The sequence below is a fragment of the Pseudofrankia asymbiotica genome (assembly GCF_001983105.1).
In the GTDB taxonomy this organism is placed as follows: domain Bacteria; phylum Actinomycetota; class Actinomycetes; order Frankiales; family Frankiaceae; genus Pseudofrankia; species Pseudofrankia asymbiotica.
The window spans coordinates 99,304-114,912 of the sequence record NZ_MOMC01000013.1 but is presented as its reverse complement, the minus strand read 5'-3'; the positions used below and the strand labels follow the sequence as shown (position 1 = coordinate 114,912).

15 protein-coding genes are annotated in these 15,609 nt (G+C 70.8%); 13 read left to right on the top strand and 2 right to left on the bottom strand.

Annotated features, from left to right (window positions below; all coding sequences use genetic code 11):
- The first annotated feature begins 189 nt into the window (after nt 1-189).
- From rpmJ to truA, 7 genes are all read left to right on the top strand, one after another.
- On the top strand, nt 190-438 hold the full coding sequence (gene rpmJ / locus BL253_RS45790) for a 50S ribosomal protein L36 (protein WP_476644106.1): 249 nt from the start codon (nt 190-192) through the stop codon (nt 436-438).
- A 276-nt stretch (nt 439-714) separates the two neighbouring features.
- Complete coding sequence (gene rpsM / locus BL253_RS06680; RefSeq protein WP_076814507.1) at nt 715-1,095, top strand: 30S ribosomal protein S13; 381 nt, start codon at nt 715-717, stop codon at nt 1,093-1,095.
- A 169-nt stretch (nt 1,096-1,264) separates the two neighbouring features.
- A complete protein-coding gene (gene rpsK, locus BL253_RS06675) occupies nt 1,265-1,675 on the top strand; it encodes a 30S ribosomal protein S11 (protein ID WP_076814505.1) in 411 nt (136 codons plus the stop codon).
- Between the two features lie 39 nt (nt 1,676-1,714).
- Nucleotides 1,715-2,341, top strand: coding sequence for a 30S ribosomal protein S4 (rpsD, locus tag BL253_RS06670; protein WP_076814503.1), 627 nt, complete (start codon nt 1,715-1,717; stop codon nt 2,339-2,341).
- A 438-nt stretch (nt 2,342-2,779) separates the two neighbouring features.
- Nucleotides 2,780-3,832, top strand: a complete 1,053-nt coding sequence (locus BL253_RS06665) for a DNA-directed RNA polymerase subunit alpha (protein WP_076814501.1) — start codon at nt 2,780-2,782, stop codon at nt 3,830-3,832.
- Between the two features lie 279 nt (nt 3,833-4,111).
- Nucleotides 4,112-4,726 (top strand): 50S ribosomal protein L17, encoded by a 615-nt coding sequence (gene rplQ, locus BL253_RS06660; RefSeq protein WP_076814499.1) that lies wholly within the window; start codon nt 4,112-4,114, stop codon nt 4,724-4,726.
- 412 nt (nt 4,727-5,138) lie between these two features.
- Nucleotides 5,139-5,975 (top strand): tRNA pseudouridine(38-40) synthase TruA, encoded by an 837-nt coding sequence (gene truA, locus BL253_RS06655; protein ID WP_076814497.1) that lies wholly within the window; start codon nt 5,139-5,141, stop codon nt 5,973-5,975.
- An 81-nt stretch (nt 5,976-6,056) separates the two neighbouring features.
- Here truA and BL253_RS06650 read toward each other — a convergent pair whose 3' ends face one another.
- On the bottom strand, nt 6,057-7,457 hold the full coding sequence (locus tag BL253_RS06650) for a hypothetical protein (protein ID WP_131831453.1): 1,401 nt from the start codon (nt 7,455-7,457) through the stop codon (nt 6,057-6,059).
- A gap of 562 nt (nt 7,458-8,019) precedes the next feature.
- Between BL253_RS06650 and rplM the strand changes: the two genes are divergently transcribed.
- The 4 genes from rplM to glmS all read left to right on the top strand — a co-directional run bounded on the left by rplM (nt 8,020) and on the right by glmS (nt 13,052).
- Nucleotides 8,020-8,463 (top strand): 50S ribosomal protein L13, encoded by a 444-nt coding sequence (gene rplM, locus BL253_RS06645; RefSeq protein WP_076814493.1) that lies wholly within the window; start codon nt 8,020-8,022, stop codon nt 8,461-8,463.
- 216 nt (nt 8,464-8,679) lie between these two features.
- On the top strand, nt 8,680-9,087 hold the full coding sequence (gene rpsI / locus BL253_RS06640) for a 30S ribosomal protein S9 (RefSeq protein ID WP_076814490.1): 408 nt from the start codon (nt 8,680-8,682) through the stop codon (nt 9,085-9,087).
- A 529-nt stretch (nt 9,088-9,616) separates the two neighbouring features.
- Nucleotides 9,617-11,011: a phosphoglucosamine mutase gene (gene glmM / locus BL253_RS06635; protein WP_076814488.1), complete on the top strand. Its 1,395-nt coding sequence runs from the start codon at nt 9,617-9,619 to the stop codon at nt 11,009-11,011.
- A gap of 118 nt (nt 11,012-11,129) precedes the next feature.
- Nucleotides 11,130-13,052: a glutamine--fructose-6-phosphate transaminase (isomerizing) gene (glmS, locus tag BL253_RS06630; RefSeq protein ID WP_076814486.1), complete on the top strand. Its 1,923-nt coding sequence runs from the start codon at nt 11,130-11,132 to the stop codon at nt 13,050-13,052.
- A 40-nt stretch (nt 13,053-13,092) separates the two neighbouring features.
- On the opposite strand, the gene BL253_RS06625 is transcribed toward glmS, so the two are convergent.
- Nucleotides 13,093-13,617 carry an SWIM zinc finger family protein gene (locus BL253_RS06625; RefSeq protein ID WP_076814484.1) on the bottom strand — a complete coding sequence of 175 codons (525 nt, stop codon included), beginning with the start codon at nt 13,615-13,617 and terminating at the stop codon, nt 13,093-13,095.
- A 346-nt stretch (nt 13,618-13,963) separates the two neighbouring features.
- On the opposite strand from BL253_RS06625, the gene BL253_RS06620 reads away from it, so the two are divergent.
- Together BL253_RS06620 and BL253_RS06615 are read left to right on the top strand one after the other, a co-directional pair.
- Nucleotides 13,964-14,455, top strand: coding sequence for an Lrp/AsnC family transcriptional regulator (locus BL253_RS06620; RefSeq protein ID WP_076814482.1), 492 nt, complete (start codon nt 13,964-13,966; stop codon nt 14,453-14,455).
- A complete protein-coding gene (locus BL253_RS06615; protein WP_076814480.1) occupies nt 14,452-15,606 on the top strand; it encodes an aminotransferase class I/II-fold pyridoxal phosphate-dependent enzyme in 1,155 nt (384 codons plus the stop codon). Before BL253_RS06620 ends, BL253_RS06615 begins: the two co-directional genes overlap by 4 nt.
- Nucleotides 15,607-15,609 lie beyond the last annotated feature (3 nt).

The following is a 15,609-nucleotide window of genomic DNA, read 5'->3' as shown; positions in this document are numbered from 1 at the left end:
GTTGGGTATCCCTGTTCGCCAACCTTCGGTTGGCTCCCAGGGGGACCAGCCACTGATCTTGCTCCGGGGGACGACCCCCGGACCCCCGATGCCGAGCTTCGCTCGGCCGAGGGTCGTCCGGCAGGCCCGTGTAGATTCATAGGGTAGCCGGGCGGGGCGGCCCTGTTCGCCAGCCTCTGGTTGGCCCCTATGGGACTGCCCACCGATGGTGTTTCCGGGGGCGGACCCCTGCGTCGAGCTTCGCTTGGCTCCAGGGTGTTTGTTCGATCTGTACAAGTTCACTCAAGCGCGGCTTACGGCTGCGCGCGGGAGGTAGCGGCAGCCGTGAAGGTCAAGCCGAGTGTCAAGAAGATCTGTGACAAGTGCAAGGTCATTCGTCGTCACGGGCGCGTGATGGTCATCTGCGACAATCTTCGCCACAAGCAGCGGCAGGGCTGAGTCACGCCCGTCCGCTGGGTGGATGACCGGAGCCTGCGTGGCACGGTGCGAGAGAGCTGTTCGGGCGGGGAGTAAACTCGTCCTTGCCTTTGGTGAGGCCTTCTGAGAAGGCTCATCGGTAGAAGCGTCGTCAGGGCGCGGTGGGGCCGTTCGCGCGGAACGCGCGGTCGGCAGCCCGTGTCGCAACCCCCGGTCGGAGGCCGGGGCCTCGTCGGTCACAGAGCCGATGGGGGAGGCGACGCCCAGATACCTCCGAAGCAGGAAGGAACCACCTTCATGGCACGCCTTTCGGGCGTTGACCTGCCCCGCGAGAAGCGGGTCGAGATCGGCCTGACCTACATCTTCGGGATCGGGCGCACCCGCTCGAGGGACACCCTGGCGGCGACCGGGGTCAACCCGGACACCCGGGTCCGCGACCTGACCGACGACGAGGTCGTCAAGCTGCGCGAGTGGATCGACGCGAACTACCGCGTCGAGGGCGACCTGCAGCGAGAGATCAAGCAGGACATCCGGCGCAAGATGGAGATCGGCTGCTACCAGGGTCTCCGGCACCGGCGTAACCTCCCCGTGCACGGCCAGCGGACGCACACCAACGCCCGCACCCGCAAGGGTCCGCGCCGCGCCATCGCCGGCAAGAAGAAGCCCGGCAAGAAGTAGTCACCGGTCGCGCCGCCCCAGGCTGGGGCGGGCCGCCTTCTCGCTGGCCTCTGGTCGGCGCAGCGGCGGCTCGTTCTCACTCCCGGGCACACCTCAGGGCCCTGGCCGGGCCAGGGCGGCGCTCATCCGGGCCGACCGACGACCTCGCAGACGGAGACCAAAACAGCACATGCCTCCCAAGACTCGCGCCGGCGGCGCCGGCGTCAAGAAGGTGCGCCGCAAGGAAAAGAAGAACGTCGCTCACGGGCATGCCCACATCAAGAGCACGTTCAACAACACCATCGTCTCGATCACGGACCCGTCCGGGAACGTGATCTCCTGGGCCTCGGCCGGTCACGTGGGCTTCAAGGGCTCCCGTAAGTCGACGCCGTACGCCGCGCAGATGGCCGCCGAGAACGCGGCCCGCAAGGCGCAGGAGCACGGCATGCGCAAGGTGGACGTGTTCGTGAAGGGCCCAGGCTCCGGCCGGGAGACCGCGATCCGGTCCCTCCAGGCGGCGGGCCTCGAGGTCGGCACGATCCAGGACGTCACCCCCACTCCGCACAACGGCTGCCGCCCGCCGAAGCGGCGCCGGGTCTGACCAGTCCGAGCCGGACGAGACTAGAGAGAAGAAGGACGAATGGCCCGTTACGTCGGCCCGGACTGCAAGCGTTGCCGTCGCGAGAAGACCAAGCTGTTCCTCAAGGRCAGCAAGTGCGAGTCGCCGAAGTGCCCGATCGAGATCCGGCCCTACCCRCCGGGTGAGCACGGTCGTGGGCGCACCAAGGACTCCGAGTACCTGCTCCAGAAGCGCGAGAAGCAGAAGTGCGCCCGGATCTACGGCATCCTGGAGAAGCAGTTCCGCGGCTACTACGACGAGGCGAACCGCCGCACCGGCAAGACCGGTGACGAGCTGCTGAAGATCCTCGAGTCGCGGCTGGACAACGTGATCTACCGCGCGGGCTTCGCCCCGTCCCGGGACGCCGCCCGCCAGGCCGTGCGGCACGGGCACGTGCAGGTGAACGGCCACAAGGTGGACATCCCCAGCTACCGGGTCAGCGAGAGCGACATCGTCGAGATCGCGCCGAAGGCGCGGGAGCTCACCCCGTTCATCATCGCGCGGGAGACCGCCGGTCAGCGGACCGTCCCCGGCTGGCTCGAGGTGATCTCCAGCCAGATGCGGATCCTGATCCACTCGCTGCCGGCTCGGGCCGCCATCGACACCCAGGTCCAGGAGCAGCTGATCGTCGAGCTCTACTCCAAGTAGGCGCGCGGCTCAACCGGCGCGGAGCGCCGGGTCGCCGCTTCGCGCTCGGGCGCTGAGCGCCCTCCCTGGGCGTGGTTCCGGGTTCCTGTCAGGGATCAGGGCTGGTCGGGGTTGGGAGCTTGGTCGCGTTGGCAGTGGCTGCCGGGGGCGGGGGAACCTGGTGGCTGGCGGTCGTTGGGTGGATCTTGGTTGAGTGGTCATAGGCCGTCGGGGAGACCCGGCGGCCATGGCTGTGTCCCGGGTCGGGCCGGTTGGTGGGCCGGGACGGGAGCACAATGGAAGACGGCGCGTCGTGGCCTGGCCGCGGCGCGCGAGACGGTAGGGCGGGCGGACAGAGGCCGTACCCTGCCGCTACCCCTCCCGGAGCCCTGATCGGCACCGGGGGAGGCACTTGCACGGCGTCATATGGCGGGCGTCGTGGTTGGAAGGAAGTAACACATGCTTATCGCTCAGCGTCCCACTCTGGCTGAGGAGCCGATCGCCGAGTTCCGGTCCCGGTTCGTGATCGAGCCGCTGGAGCCGGGCTTCGGCTACACCCTCGGCAACTCGCTGCGTCGCACCCTGCTGTCGTCCATTCCGGGCGCGGCGGTGACGAGCATCCGGATCGACGGTGTCCTGCACGAGTTCTCGACGGTTCCCGGTGTCAAGGAAGACGTCACCGACCTGATCCTGAACCTCAAGGAACTGGTCGTCAGCTCGGACAACGACGAGCCGACGGTGATGTACCTGCGCAAGCAGGGCCCCGGCGAGGTCACCGCGGCGGACATCGCGCCGCCGGCGGGTGTCGAGGTGCACAACCCCGACCTCCACCTGGCGACCATCAACGACAAGGGCAAGCTCGAGATCGAGCTGACCGTCGAGCGCGGCCGCGGCTATGTCAGCGCCGCGCAGAACAAGCAGCCCGGCCAGGAGATCGGCCGTATCCCGATCGACTCGATCTACTCGCCGGTGCTCAAGGTCACCTACAAGGTCGAGGCGACCCGTGTCGAGCAGCGGACCGACTTCGACAAGCTGATCGTCGACGTCGAGAGCAAGCCGTCGATCTCCCCGCGGGACGCCATGGCGAGCGCCGGCAAGACCCTGGTCGGCCTGTTCGGGCTGGCCCAGGAGCTCAACGCCGAGGCGGAGGGCGTCGACATCGGCCCGTCCGCGCAGGACGCGCAGCTGGCCGCGGACCTCGCCCTGCCGATCGAGGAGATGGACCTGACCGTCCGCTCCTACAACTGCCTCAAGCGTGAAGGCATCCACACGATCGGCGAGCTGGTCTCGCGCAGCGAGGCGGACCTGCTCGACATCCGCAACTTCGGTCAGAAGTCGATCGACGAGGTGAAGACCAAGCTGGGGGCCATGGGCCTGCAGCTGAAGGACTCMCCGCCCGGGTTCGACCCGCGGCAGGCCGTCGACACCTACGGCACCGACACGTACAACCCGCCGTTCTCCGCGGGCCAGGACGAGGACGGCACCGAGTACGTCGAGACCGAGCAGTACTGATGGTTCGGGCACAGCTTCACCAGTAAGACCTGTTCGCAGGGATCCACGTCGGGTGGTGTTCCGGAGCTGACCGGGGCACCGGGACGCCGTCCGACCTGGTCCGCTTGACGCGGYGAGATTGCCTCAAGTGGGCCAATGCGCCGGCTCGTCGAAGGACGGCTGGTGGCCGTGGAATGTCCGTCCCGGTCGTGGCTGAACGATGCGTGATCATGCTTTTTTCGCGCGTCGGGAGGTCGCCTCGATAGGTGCTCAGCACCGTGAAAGGAACGAGGGAACTCGATGCCTGCTCCGACAAAGGGCGCTCGGCTCGGTGGTAGCCCGGCGCACCAGCGGCACATGCTCGCGAACCTCGCTACCGCGCTGTTCGAGCACGGTGCGATCACCACGACCGAGACGAAGGCGAAGCGGCTGCGCCCGTACGCCGAGCACCTGATCACCTTCGCGAAGCGCGGTGACCTGCACGCTCGCCGGCAGGTGATGCGCGTCATCGGGAACAAGTCGGTCGTGCACGAGCTGTTCACCGAGATCGGCCCGCGCTACGAGAACCGCAACGGTGGCTACACCCGCATCACCAAGGTCGGTTTCCGCAAGGGTGATAACGCCCAGCTGGCCCGCATCGAGCTGGTTGAGGCGCTGACCGTCGGTCAGTCGGCCGTCGCCGAGGCCGAGCGCGCCCGCGGCACCCAGTTCGCCGGCCGCAAGGCCCCGACAGGCGCGACCGCCGAGGCCGCGGCCGACCTGGCGAAGGAGTCGCCGACCGCGGCGGCCGTCGCGGTCGAGGCCGAGGAGGCCAAGGCCGCGGAGGCCACAGCCACCGAGTCCGAGGCGACCGAGGCTCCCGCCACCACGGAGACGACCGAGGAAACGACCGAGGGCGACGCCAAGGACGCCTGAGCGCGAGCGCCGTCTCGGCCGGCCTGCCCGCCCAGCTCTTGTGGGCGGGCGGGGGCCGGCCGAGACGGCCCGGCTGGGCCAGCCTGACGGCTCTGGGAGCCCGTCACCCGCGAGGGAGGCGGGCTCTCGCCGTTTGCGCCCGCCCGGCGTCGGTACCCGCTGACGTGCGTGGGCCTACCTGGGTGGGCACCCAGGTAGGTGGTGCTGGCGGGCGCGACCCCGGCTGACAACGAGCGGCCGAAGGTGCGACCATGAGCACTTCCCAGGTCCCGGCGAGCTGTCTGTGATCAATGCAGGCATCAAGCCCACAGGCACCAAGCTCACAGAGTCCTGCGCGCCGATGGATACGCGGATCGTTCGGACAGCCGCGGGAAGTGCGGGAAGCGCGGGAAGCAAGGAGATACGAGCCGCCTTGACGAGCCTCAGCGCGGACGGCCTCCAGCGCCTGCGGATTGACATCGCCTACGACGGGACGCTCTTCGCCGGGTGGGCACGTCAGCCGGGGCRACGGACCGTCCAGGGCGAGGTGGAGGACGCCCTGATGCGGGTGGCCCGGCTGCCCGCGGTACGGCTCACCGTCGCGGGTCGGACGGACGCCGGGGTGCACGCCATCGGGCAGGTGGCGCACGTCGACATCCCCGCGGAGGTCCCGCTCGGCGGGCTTGCCCGCCGGCTCAACGGAGTGCTCGACCGCGCGGTCCGGATCACGGGTCTCGCGCCGGCGCCACGCGGGTTCGACGCCCGGTTCTCGGCCCTGTCCAGGCGGTATGCCTACCGGATCAGCGATGCGTCCTACGGGGCCGATCCGCTCCGCCGACACGACACGCTGGCCTGGCCGCGCCCGCTGGATGCCGATGGGATGCGGCGGGCCGCCCTGGTGCTGCTCGGTGAGCACGACTTCGCCGCGTTCTGCCGCCGCCGGGAGGGGGCGACGACCATCCGGACCCTGCTGCGCCTGGACGTGCGCCGCGCAGCGGACGGGGTCGTGACCGCTGACGTCGAGGCGGACGCGTTCTGCCACTCGATGGTCCGGGCCCTGGTCGGTGCCCTGGTCGCCGTCGGTGAGGGGCGGCGCCCGCCCGGCTGGGTGTCCCACATGCTGGCCAGGGCCGTGCGCGACCCGGGTGTCACCGTCCTGCCCGCGCACGGGCTCACGCTCGTCGAGGTGCGCTACCCACCCGACTCCGCGCTGGCGGCCCGCGCCGAGGCCACCCGCGCGGTCCGCGTCTCGCCGACCCTGTCTGGCTGAGGCTCGGGGCCCGAGGGCGCGGGTGCAGAGGGCGCGGGTGCAGAGGGCGCGGGTACCGAGGGCGCGGGTGCAGAGGAGGGGTCAGCCTCGGTAGCCGCGGCCGAGCAGCATCCGCTCGTCGAGCGGCTGCTTCGCCAGCGCGTGCAGGTCTGTGGCGCCGTCGGAGGGCTGCTTGTCGTTCTTCGCGCCAGCGCTCCCGTCGGAGTAGGCGAGCTGAACCATGATCGCGTAGTGGCCGTCCCCGAACGCCGCCCGCAGCTCGTTGTCACCGTTCGGCCCGGTGATCTTCGCGCCGGGCAGCGCCCCTTCGGGCAGCGGCAGCGGGCTCACCCCACCCTGGCGCGTCTCGAGCATCTGGGCGGTCTGCCTCGCGGTGTCGGCGTTGTCGACGACAAGGACGCTCACGCCGGCGAGCAGCCGCCGCCCGTTCTTGTCGGGCTCACCGAGGTAGAGCGCCCGGACCTCCTGGCGGCAGGCTGGACCCGTGATCGTGGGCGCCGCCGAGGGCGGCGCGACCGACGCCGGCCCGGCCGACGAGGCGGGTGCCGCCGCGGCGGCCACGGAGGTGGGTCCGGGCGTCGGGGCCGCGGCTGGCATCGGCGCGGCCGGGTGGTCGAGCGCGCTCCCGAGCTGGCCGGTGAGGTCGGGACAGCCGGTGTCGAGCTTGCGGGCGATCCTGGTGTAGGTATGGCTTCCAGCTGTGACCGTGGCGTCCCGGAAGAACTCGTTCTCGGTGACGGGGTCGGCATCCGTCGCGGCGGAGTTCAGGAAGTCGGCGGGAACCGCCTTGACCGTGGGTACCGGGGCCGCCGGGGTGTCACCGCCGCTCTGGGAGCCCGTCATCGTCCGGTACGTCACGCCGGCCACCGCCAGGACCGCGATCGCGACGAACAGCAGCTGCCACTTCCGTCGCGGCTTCCCGCCGGTCCGGTCGGCGAGCGGCTCCCCCTCGTCGTCATAGGAGTCCTCGTCGGGCGGGCCGTCCGGCGAGCGCCGCGCCGCGAAACGCGCGCCACGGGCGCCGAACCGGCCGCCGGTCCCGGTGCCGGTCCGGGGACCGGCACCGAAACTCCCGCCGCCCACCCGGACATACGGCTCTTCGCCGTCGTCCGGCTCTTCACCCTCGTCGGGGCTTTCGTCGAAGCCGGGCCCGCGCGATGCCGCCTCGCTGTTGATCGTCTCGTCGGCGAACGGTGCCTCACCGAAGCCGTCGTCATCGAAGCCGTCATCGAAGCCGTCGTCGTCGAAGCCGTCGTCGAGTCCGTCGTCAGCGAACCCCTCGTCGAGGCTCGCCTGGTTGTCCTGGTCCTCGCCGCCTCGGCGGAGGCCGCCGCGTTTGTGCCAGGCACGGGCGAAGCCAGGGCCGGCTTCGCGCGGTCCGTCCGGGCTGGCATGGTCCCCGTCGGGGAACTCGCCGCCGCCGAATCGGCCGGGCGGGCCGGGCGGCCTGGGCAGGCCGCCCGTGGCCGGTCCTGAGGGCATCCGGCCGAACAACGGGTCATCGCCGGGCGTCCAGCCGCCAGGCGGAGCCTGGTGGCCCTGAGCCGACGTCCACCGGTCTCGCGGGGCGTCCCGCGATTCCGGGCCGCCGCGCGGGGCCCGCCCGCCCATCGGGTTCCGGTCTGCCCAGGCCCCTGCGTCGTAGGTCCCGCCGCCGTGACCGACAGGTCTCGCGCTGTCGTACCGATCGGCGTCCGGCCTTGGATCCGTGCCGCTCATTCGACTGACGGTAGCTGACGATTCTGATCATCCAGACGTTGGTTCCGCTGCCGGATATGTCCGGCGATCGCCCGGGCCGGCCATCGAGCCCTGGAGCGAGTGCCGGAACGGCGTCGGAACGGGCGGCGCGGGGACGCCGCCGACGGGAGATGTCCGAAGCCTGGTAACCTCAAGGACTGCGACACGTGACATGACTGTCCCTACACGACTGCCCACGTGTCTGTTCCTCATATTCTCGACGCGCTCGCCGCCGGGGGCGGCAGATCCAGTTGGGTCGGACCCGGGTGGATATCGCGAGTGTCGTCCCGACCAAGAAGGCAGATCTGTGCGCACGTACCAGCCCAAGCCCGCGGATGTCCAGCGTGCGTGGCATGTCATTGACGCCAGCGACGTCGTCCTCGGCAAGCTGGYGAGCCAGGCTGCCCAGCTACTGCGTGGCAAGCACAAGGCGTACTACGCCCCACACCTTGACACCGGCGACTTCGTGATCATCATCAACGCCGGYAAGGTGGCGCTGTCGGGGGCGAAGCGGGAGCAGTCGCAGTACTACCGCCACTCGGGCTACCCGGGCGGTCTGCGCAGCACCAGCTACGGCGAGCTCCTCGACAMCCGACCGCAGCTGTTGGTCGAGAAGGCCATCAGGGGCATGCTCCCGAAGAACAAGCTCGGTCACGCCCAGATCCGCAAGCTGAAGGTCTACGCGGGTCCGACGCATCCGCACCAGGCACAGCAGCCGCAGCCGTTCGAAATCATCCAGGTCGCGCAGTAACCGCGGACCGAGCCGGCCTGCCCTGTTCGCCGAAGGGGTCCTCGCTGATCAGCGAAGCTGATCTGTGGGGGAACGCTCGCGGTCAGTTTCGCGGGGGGCCGCAATGTCTGCCCGGGGGAGCATCTCTCCCGGAGATCCGCTGGCGCGGGTCCCCGGAACCCCGGACCCCCGATGTCGCGCCTCGCGCGACCACCAATMGTAAGGAAGGAACGCGACGTGGCTGTCGTGACTGATGTCCAGGGCAACCCGCGGGCGACCGGCCGCCGCAAGGAGGCCGTTGTCCGCGTGCGCCTGCTGCCAGGCACGGGGAAATGGTCCCTCAACGGGCGCACCCTCGAGAACTACTTCCCGAACAAGGTGCACCAGCAGCTGGTCAACGAGCCGCTGAAGGCTCTCGACCGGGCCGAGACGTACGAMGTCGTCGCCCTGCTGCACGGTGGTGGCATCTCCGGCCAGGCCGGCGCGCTGCGGCTCGCCGTCGCTCGGGCGCTCCTCCTCGTCGAGGACGACTCCAGGCCGACGCTGAAGAAGGCCGGTTTCCTCTCCCGCGACGCCCGGGTCAAGGAGCGCAAGAAGTACGGCCTCAAGAAGGCCCGCAAGGCCCCGCAGTACAGCAAGCGCTAATCTCCGCCTGTTCGTCGCGCTGAGAGGCGCCTCGGCGGACTTGTGGTCGTATCGCCTGCCGGGCATTCGCTCCGAGGGTTCGTTCCCGTCGGTCCCGGGACCGGGATCGACGGGGCGCCCGGATCCCGTCGGGCCTCGCTCGACGACGGGCAGGGCGCGGATCTGCCAGGACGCAGGCGGTACGGCTTACAGGCACAGCAAAACCGCCCGTCGAGTGACGGGCGGTTTTGTCATGCCCGCGACCGGGTCCGCGCGCGCGACACGACTCGCGACACGACTCGTGGCGGGGCTCGGTAGGAAGCGGGAGCCAGGTCGGCGAAGATGTGGCGAGCCTGGTTCCACCCACGGTTCCGGAGTGGTCCGTGACGCCGGGGGCCGAGGGGCGGCCCGGGCTTCGGGGACGTGCCGGCGAGCGGCGCGGACGCTGCCACAGACGCGGCGGCCCGCGCGCCGCTGGCGCCCTTGAAGGTGCTCGGTGTGCTCGGCTTGATGGTGCTCGGCGATGTGCGACTGGTTTTGGGGGACCCCCATGGGGCGGCTGTTCGGTACCGATGGCGTTCGTGGCGTGGCCAACGTGGACCTGACCGCGGAGCTGGCCCTGCGGCTGGCGGAGTCAGCGGTCGAGGTACTCACGGAACACCGGGCGCCGGACGCGGCCCGGCCCGTGGTGGTGGTCGGGCGTGACACCCGGCCGTCGGGCGAGTTCCTGGAGGCGGCGGTCGTCGCCGGGCTCGCGTCCAGGGGCGCGGACGTCGTCCGCGTCGGCGTGGTGCCGACGCCCGCGGTCGCGCACGTCGTCGCCGCGACCGGCGCGGACCTCGGCGTGATGCTCTCGGCCAGCCACAACCCGATGCCCGACAACGGGATCAAGCTGTTCGCCGCGGAAGGGCACAAGCTGCCCGACGAGGTCGAGGACGCCATCGAGGCTCGGCTCGCGGCCCCGCCGGCGCGGCGCCCGACCGGCGCCGCCGTCGGGCGCGTCCGCGACGAGCCCGGCTACATCGCCAAGGTCATCGACGGCTACGTCGAGCACCTGCTGTCCACCCTGCCCGTCCGGCTCGACGGCCTGCGGGTCGTCGTCGACTGCGCGCAGGGGGCCGCGTCGGCGCTCGCGCCGCGGGTGCTGCGGGCCGCCGGCGCCGACGTCATCACGCTGCACGCCGACGGCGACGGCGAGCGGATCAACGACGGCTCGGGCGCCACGCACCTCGAGAGCCTGCGGGCCGCCGTGCTGGAACACGGCGCGGACGTCGGCATCGCGCACGACGGCGACGCGGACCGCTGCCTGRCCGTCGACGCCGTGGGCGAGGTCGTCGACGGGGACCAGATCATGGCCGTGTGCGCGCTGGCGCTGGCCGAGCGCGGCGAGCTGGCCGACCGGCGGGTGGTCGTGACCGTCATGTCCAACCTGGGCTTCCACCACGCCATGCGGGAGGCCGGGATCGAGGTGCTCGCCACCCCGGTCGGCGACCGGTACGTCCTCGCCGAGATGCGCCGCCAGGGCATCGCGCTGGGAGGCGAGCAGAGCGGCCACGTGGTGTTCCTGCGCCACGCCACCACCGGCGACGGCCTGCTCACCGCGCTCGCCCTGCTCGGGCGGATGCGCGAGACCGGCCAGCCGCTGGGCGAGCTGGCCAAGGCGATGACCCGCCTGCCGCAGGTCCTGGTCAACGTCCGCGGGGTGGACCGGGCGCGCGCGTCGACGTCCCCCGGCCTCGCCGCCGCGGTCCGCGGCGCCGAGGCGGAACTGGGCGACGAGGGCCGGGTGCTGCTTCGCCCTTCCGGCACCGAGCCGCTGGTGCGGGTGATGGTCGAGGCGCCCACCGACGCCCAGGCCCGCGCGATCGCCACCCATCTGGCCGAAGCCGTCGAACGGGAGCTCGCGATCCCTTCCCAGGCGGGCGCGGGGGCGCGCGAACCGTAAGAAGAGTCACGGGGACGGTGGGGTCTTCGCCGCTTCTGGTCCGGACTGTTCGCGCAACCGCTCGCGGACTCGCGGGTCCGTCGGCGCGGCGGCGGCCAGGCTGCGTACGCTGAGCCGCATGTGCGGGATCATCGGCTACGTGGGGGAGCAGTCCGCTCTCGAGGTCGCCCTCGGTGGACTGCGCCGGCTCGAGTACCGAGGGTACGACTCGGCGGGAATCGCCGTGGTCGGCGCGGGCGCGCTGCGGGTCGTCCGCCGCGCCGGGAAGCTGGCCAACCTCGAGAAGGCGCTCGCCGAGAGCGACGAGGGCGCCGTCGTCGGCGACAGCATGGCCGGCACGACCGGCATGGGCCACACCCGGTGGGCGACGCACGGCGGCCCGACGGACGTGAACGCCCACCCGCACACCGACTGCACCGGGGCCATCGGCGTCATCCACAACGGCATCATCGAGAACTTCACCGCGCTGCGCGCCGAGCTGTTCGCCGCCGGGCACGAGCTGGTCAGCGAGACCGACACCGAGGTCGTCGCGCACCTGCTGGAGGCCGAGCTCGGCCGGCCTGGCACGGGCGAGACGAACGCCGTCGCGGCGGCCGAGGGCGCCGAGGGCGGGCGCCACCCGCTCACCGAGGCGGTGCGCCGGGTCTGCCAGCGGCTGGCCGGCGCGTTCACCCTGGTGGTGCTGCACCGCGACTTCCCGGACGTGGTCATCGGCGCCCGGCGCAACAGCCCGCTGGTGATCGGGCTCGGCCAGGGCGAGACGTTCCTCGCCAGTGACGTCTCCGCCTTCATCGCGCACACCCGCTCGGCGCTGGAGATCGGGCAGGACCAGATCGTCGAGGCCCGCCGCGACGGCGTGAGCATCATCGACTTCAGCGGCGAGCCGGTCGAGGGCCGCCCGTACCACGTCGACTGGGACGCGAGCGCCGCCGAGAAGGGCGGCTTCCCGTACTTCATGCTCAAGGAGATCAGCGAGCAGCCCGCGGTGCTCGCCGACACCCTGCGCGGCCGGCTGTCCGCGGAGGGCTCGATCGTCCTTGACGAGGAGCGGCTGTCCGGCGAGGACTTCCGCGACATCGACAAGGTGTTCATCGTCGCCTGCGGCACCGCCTACCACGCCGGGCTGATCGCCAAGTACGCGATCGAGCACTGGACCAGGCTGCCCTGCGAGGTCGAGATGGCCTCGGAGTTCCGCTACCGCGACCCGGTGCTGGACCGTTCGACGCTCGTGGTGGCGATCAGYCAGAGCGGCGAGACGCTCGACACCCTGATGGCCGTCAAGCACGCCCGCGAGCAGAAGGCCCGGGTCCTGGCGATCTGCAACACCAACGGGTCGACCATCCCGCGCGAGTCCGACGCGGTGCTCTACACCCGCTGCGGCCCCGAGGTCGGTGTCGCGGCGACGAAGACGTTCCTCGGCCAGGTCGCCGCCTGCCTGCTCGTCGGGCTCTTCCTCGCGCAGGCCCGCGGCGTGCTCTACGGCGACGAGGTCGGCGCCTATGTCGAGAAGCTGCAGAAGATGCCCGACCTGGTCGCCCGCACGCTCAGCACCGTCGGCCCGGTGCGCGAGCTCGCGCGCAGCCTGGCCGGCGCGAAGGCGGTGCTCTTCCTGGGCCGGCACGTGGGTTACCCGGTGGCACTGGAAGGCGCGCTCAAGCTGAAGGAGCTCGCCTACATGCACGCGGAGGGCTTCCCGGCCGGGGAGCTCAAGCACGGGCCGATCGCCCTGGTCGAGCAGGGCGTGCCCGTGGTCGTGGTGGTGCCGTCGCCGCGGGGGCGGGCCGTGCTGCACGACAAGATCGTCTCGAACATCCAGGAGGTCCGCGCCCGCGGTGCCCGCATGATCGTGATCGCCGAGGAGGGCGACCACCAGGTCGAGCCGTTCGCCGACCACCTGATCCGGGTGCCGGCGACGCCGTCGCTGTTCGCCCCCCTGGTGACGACGATCCCGCTGCAGGTCTTCGCCTGCGAGCTGGCGCTCGCTCGCGGCCTCGACGTCGACCAGCCCCGCAACCTGGCCAAGTCGGTCACGGTCGAGTAGAGCCGTTGGCGGGAAGGCCGCGAAGCGGCCTTTCCCGCCGCTAGTCGGCGGCCTCGCTGGTGGCTCGGTCGTGGTACCAGCGGACGGTCTCGTCCCAGAGGGTGTCCGCGAGATCCTCGTTGTCGTCGGCGAGGCTGAGCACCAGATCGACGAAGTCCGCCTTGGGCAGGCTCTCCAGGAACACGCCGACGGCGGCGCGCACGTAGTCGTCCTGGTCGTCCTCGTCGTCGTCGGCCTGGATCAGGCCGGTCGCGGCCAGCGCGACCGCGACACCGTGCTGGCACAGCTCCGTCGCGGACGCGAGCTCGCAGTCGCAGTCCTGGTGCGGCCCGTCCTCGCCCACCGACAGCTTGACGGTGAACTCGCGGCTGTCATCGACGGTTCCGGAGGCGTCGCTCGGCCGGATCCTCAGGGCGGCGACCCTGCCGAGGAGCGCGAGCCCGACCCCGCGGCTGAAGGTCTCGGCGCCCGCGAGCTCCGCGCAGGCGGTCTCGGTGAAGGCCGCCTCGAGCGGTGTGAGGATGACCTCGTCGTGCGGACCGTCCCCGGAAACCCTGATGATCACCGTCCAATCCTACGCACCTGCCGCACGATCCGCTTCCGTGGGGGGCGAGGCGCTGGACGCGCTCGCCCCGTGTCGGGCGCTGGGCGCCCTCCCCGCGTGGTTCCGGGCACAGGCATATGACGGTGGTCGGGCCGGGACCGGGCTGACCACGTGGCCGGGTTGGCGCTGCGCCGATGCGCCGTCACCTGCTGTGGCCGGGTTGCGCTTGCTGGGCGCTGGGGCGATGTCGCGTGGCCGGACGTCCGAGCCCATGGGATGTCGGGCCGCGTGCGAGGTCGTCCGTGCTCCCTGGCGGGCCGCCACGCGCGCGGGCCGCCGTCGTGGGGGCCCGGAGTACGCTGGTCCGGTGCTGGAAGTGCTGGAGATTCTGCGGTCCGACGCGCAGGCAACTCCCGAGCGGATAAGCGATCTCACGGGTCTGCCGGTCGAACAAATTCGTGCCCAGATCGCGTCGTGGGAGCAGAGTGGCGTGATCCGTCGCTACAAGACGGTCATCGACCATGACAAGCTGCGGGAGCTTGAGGGCACGGATACGGTCACGGCTCTGATCGATGTGTCCGTCGCCCCGGCGCGGGGTGTGGGCTTTGACGACGTCGCGGCCAGGATATCGCGGTTCCCCGCCGTGCGGGCAGTGTATTTGATCTCCGGCACCCAGGACCTGCGGTGCATCGTGTCGGGAAACACGATGCGTACGGTGGCGGACTTCGTCGCGCAGAAGCTCGYGACGATCGAACGAGTGAGATMGACGTCGACTCACTTCGTGCTGAAGACGTACAAGGACGACGGCGAGCTCTTCCTCGACCCCGAGCCCGACCGTCGCCTCCCGGTCATTCCATGAAACCGCTGAACTCGATCGTCGCGGCCTGCCCGCCGTCGGGCATCCGTCGATTCTTCGACATCGCGGCCAACATGGACTCGGTGATCTCGCTCGGCGTCGGCGAACCCGACTTCACGACCCCGTGGAATGTTCGCGAAGCGGCCATCTACGCATTCGAGCACGGCTACACGAACTACACGTCGAACGCTGGTCTCCTCGAGCTGCGCGAGGCTGTCTGCCTCGACCTCGAGAGGCGGTGCGGCGCGAGCTACCAGCCCGACGGGGAGTGCCTCATCACCTCCGGGGTCTCGCAGGGCCTCGACATCGCGCTGCGCGCGCTGCTGGACGCCGGCGACGAGGTCATCATCCCGGAGCCCTGCTACGTCGCGTACGGCCCGTGCGTCTCGTTCGCCGGGGGCGTGCCGGTGCTGGTGYCGTCCGGCGACGCCGGCTTCCAGATCGACGTGCGCGCGATCGAGGCGGCCGTGACGGAGCGGACGAAGGCGATCCTCGTCGCGTCCCCGGCCAATCCGACGGGCGCGGTTCAGACCATCGACTCGCTGACCGCTCTGGTCGAGCTCGCGGTGTGCCACGATCTCTACATCATCTCGGACGAGATCTACGAGCAGCTGGTCTACGGCGTCCCCCATGTCAGCGTCCCCAGCCTGCCGGGCGCGCGTGAGCGCACCGTCCTGCTGGGCGGCTTCTCGAAGGCCTACGCCATGACCGGGTGGCGCGTCGGCTACCTCTGCGCGCCGGGCGAGATCGTCGAGCTCGCGGGCCGCATCCACCAGTACACGATGCTGTGCGCCCCGCACGTGTCGCAGCTGGYGGCTCTCGAGGCACTGCGCGGCGGCCGTGAAGAGGTGACCGAGATGGTGGTCGACTACGACCGCCGCCGACGGTTCTTCGTGAAGGGCCTGAATGATCTCGGACTGAGCTGCGAGGAACCGCACGGTGCCTTTTACGCTTTCCCGTCGGTGGCGTCGACGGGACTGAGCTCCGACGAGTTCGCGGAGCGGTTGCTGGTTGAGCAGCGGGTGGCCGTCGTGCCCGGCCATGTCTTCGGCCCCTCAGGAGAGGGGCATGTCCGTTGTTGCTATGCGACCGCCCTGCCGCTGATCGAGGAAGCGCTGGAACGGATGGATCGTTTTCTGGGCGCGTTGCGCTGAACC

Bases quoted from the DNA above. Each gene is read 5' to 3' on its own strand.
- BL253_RS06650 (WP_131831453.1), bottom strand. From the start codon at position 7,457: ATGCCCTCAGGACCGGCCACGGGCGGCCTGCCCAGGCCGCCCGGCCCG.
- rpmJ (WP_476644106.1), top strand. From the start codon at position 190: ATGGGACTGCCCACCGATGGTGTTTCCGGGGGCGGACCCCTGCGTCGA.
- rpsK (WP_076814505.1), top strand. From the start codon at position 1,265: ATGCCTCCCAAGACTCGCGCCGGCGGCGCCGGCGTCAAGAAGGTGCGC.
- rpsM (WP_076814507.1), top strand. From the start codon at position 715: ATGGCACGCCTTTCGGGCGTTGACCTGCCCCGCGAGAAGCGGGTCGAG.
- rplQ (WP_076814499.1), top strand. From the start codon at position 4,112: ATGCCTGCTCCGACAAAGGGCGCTCGGCTCGGTGGTAGCCCGGCGCAC.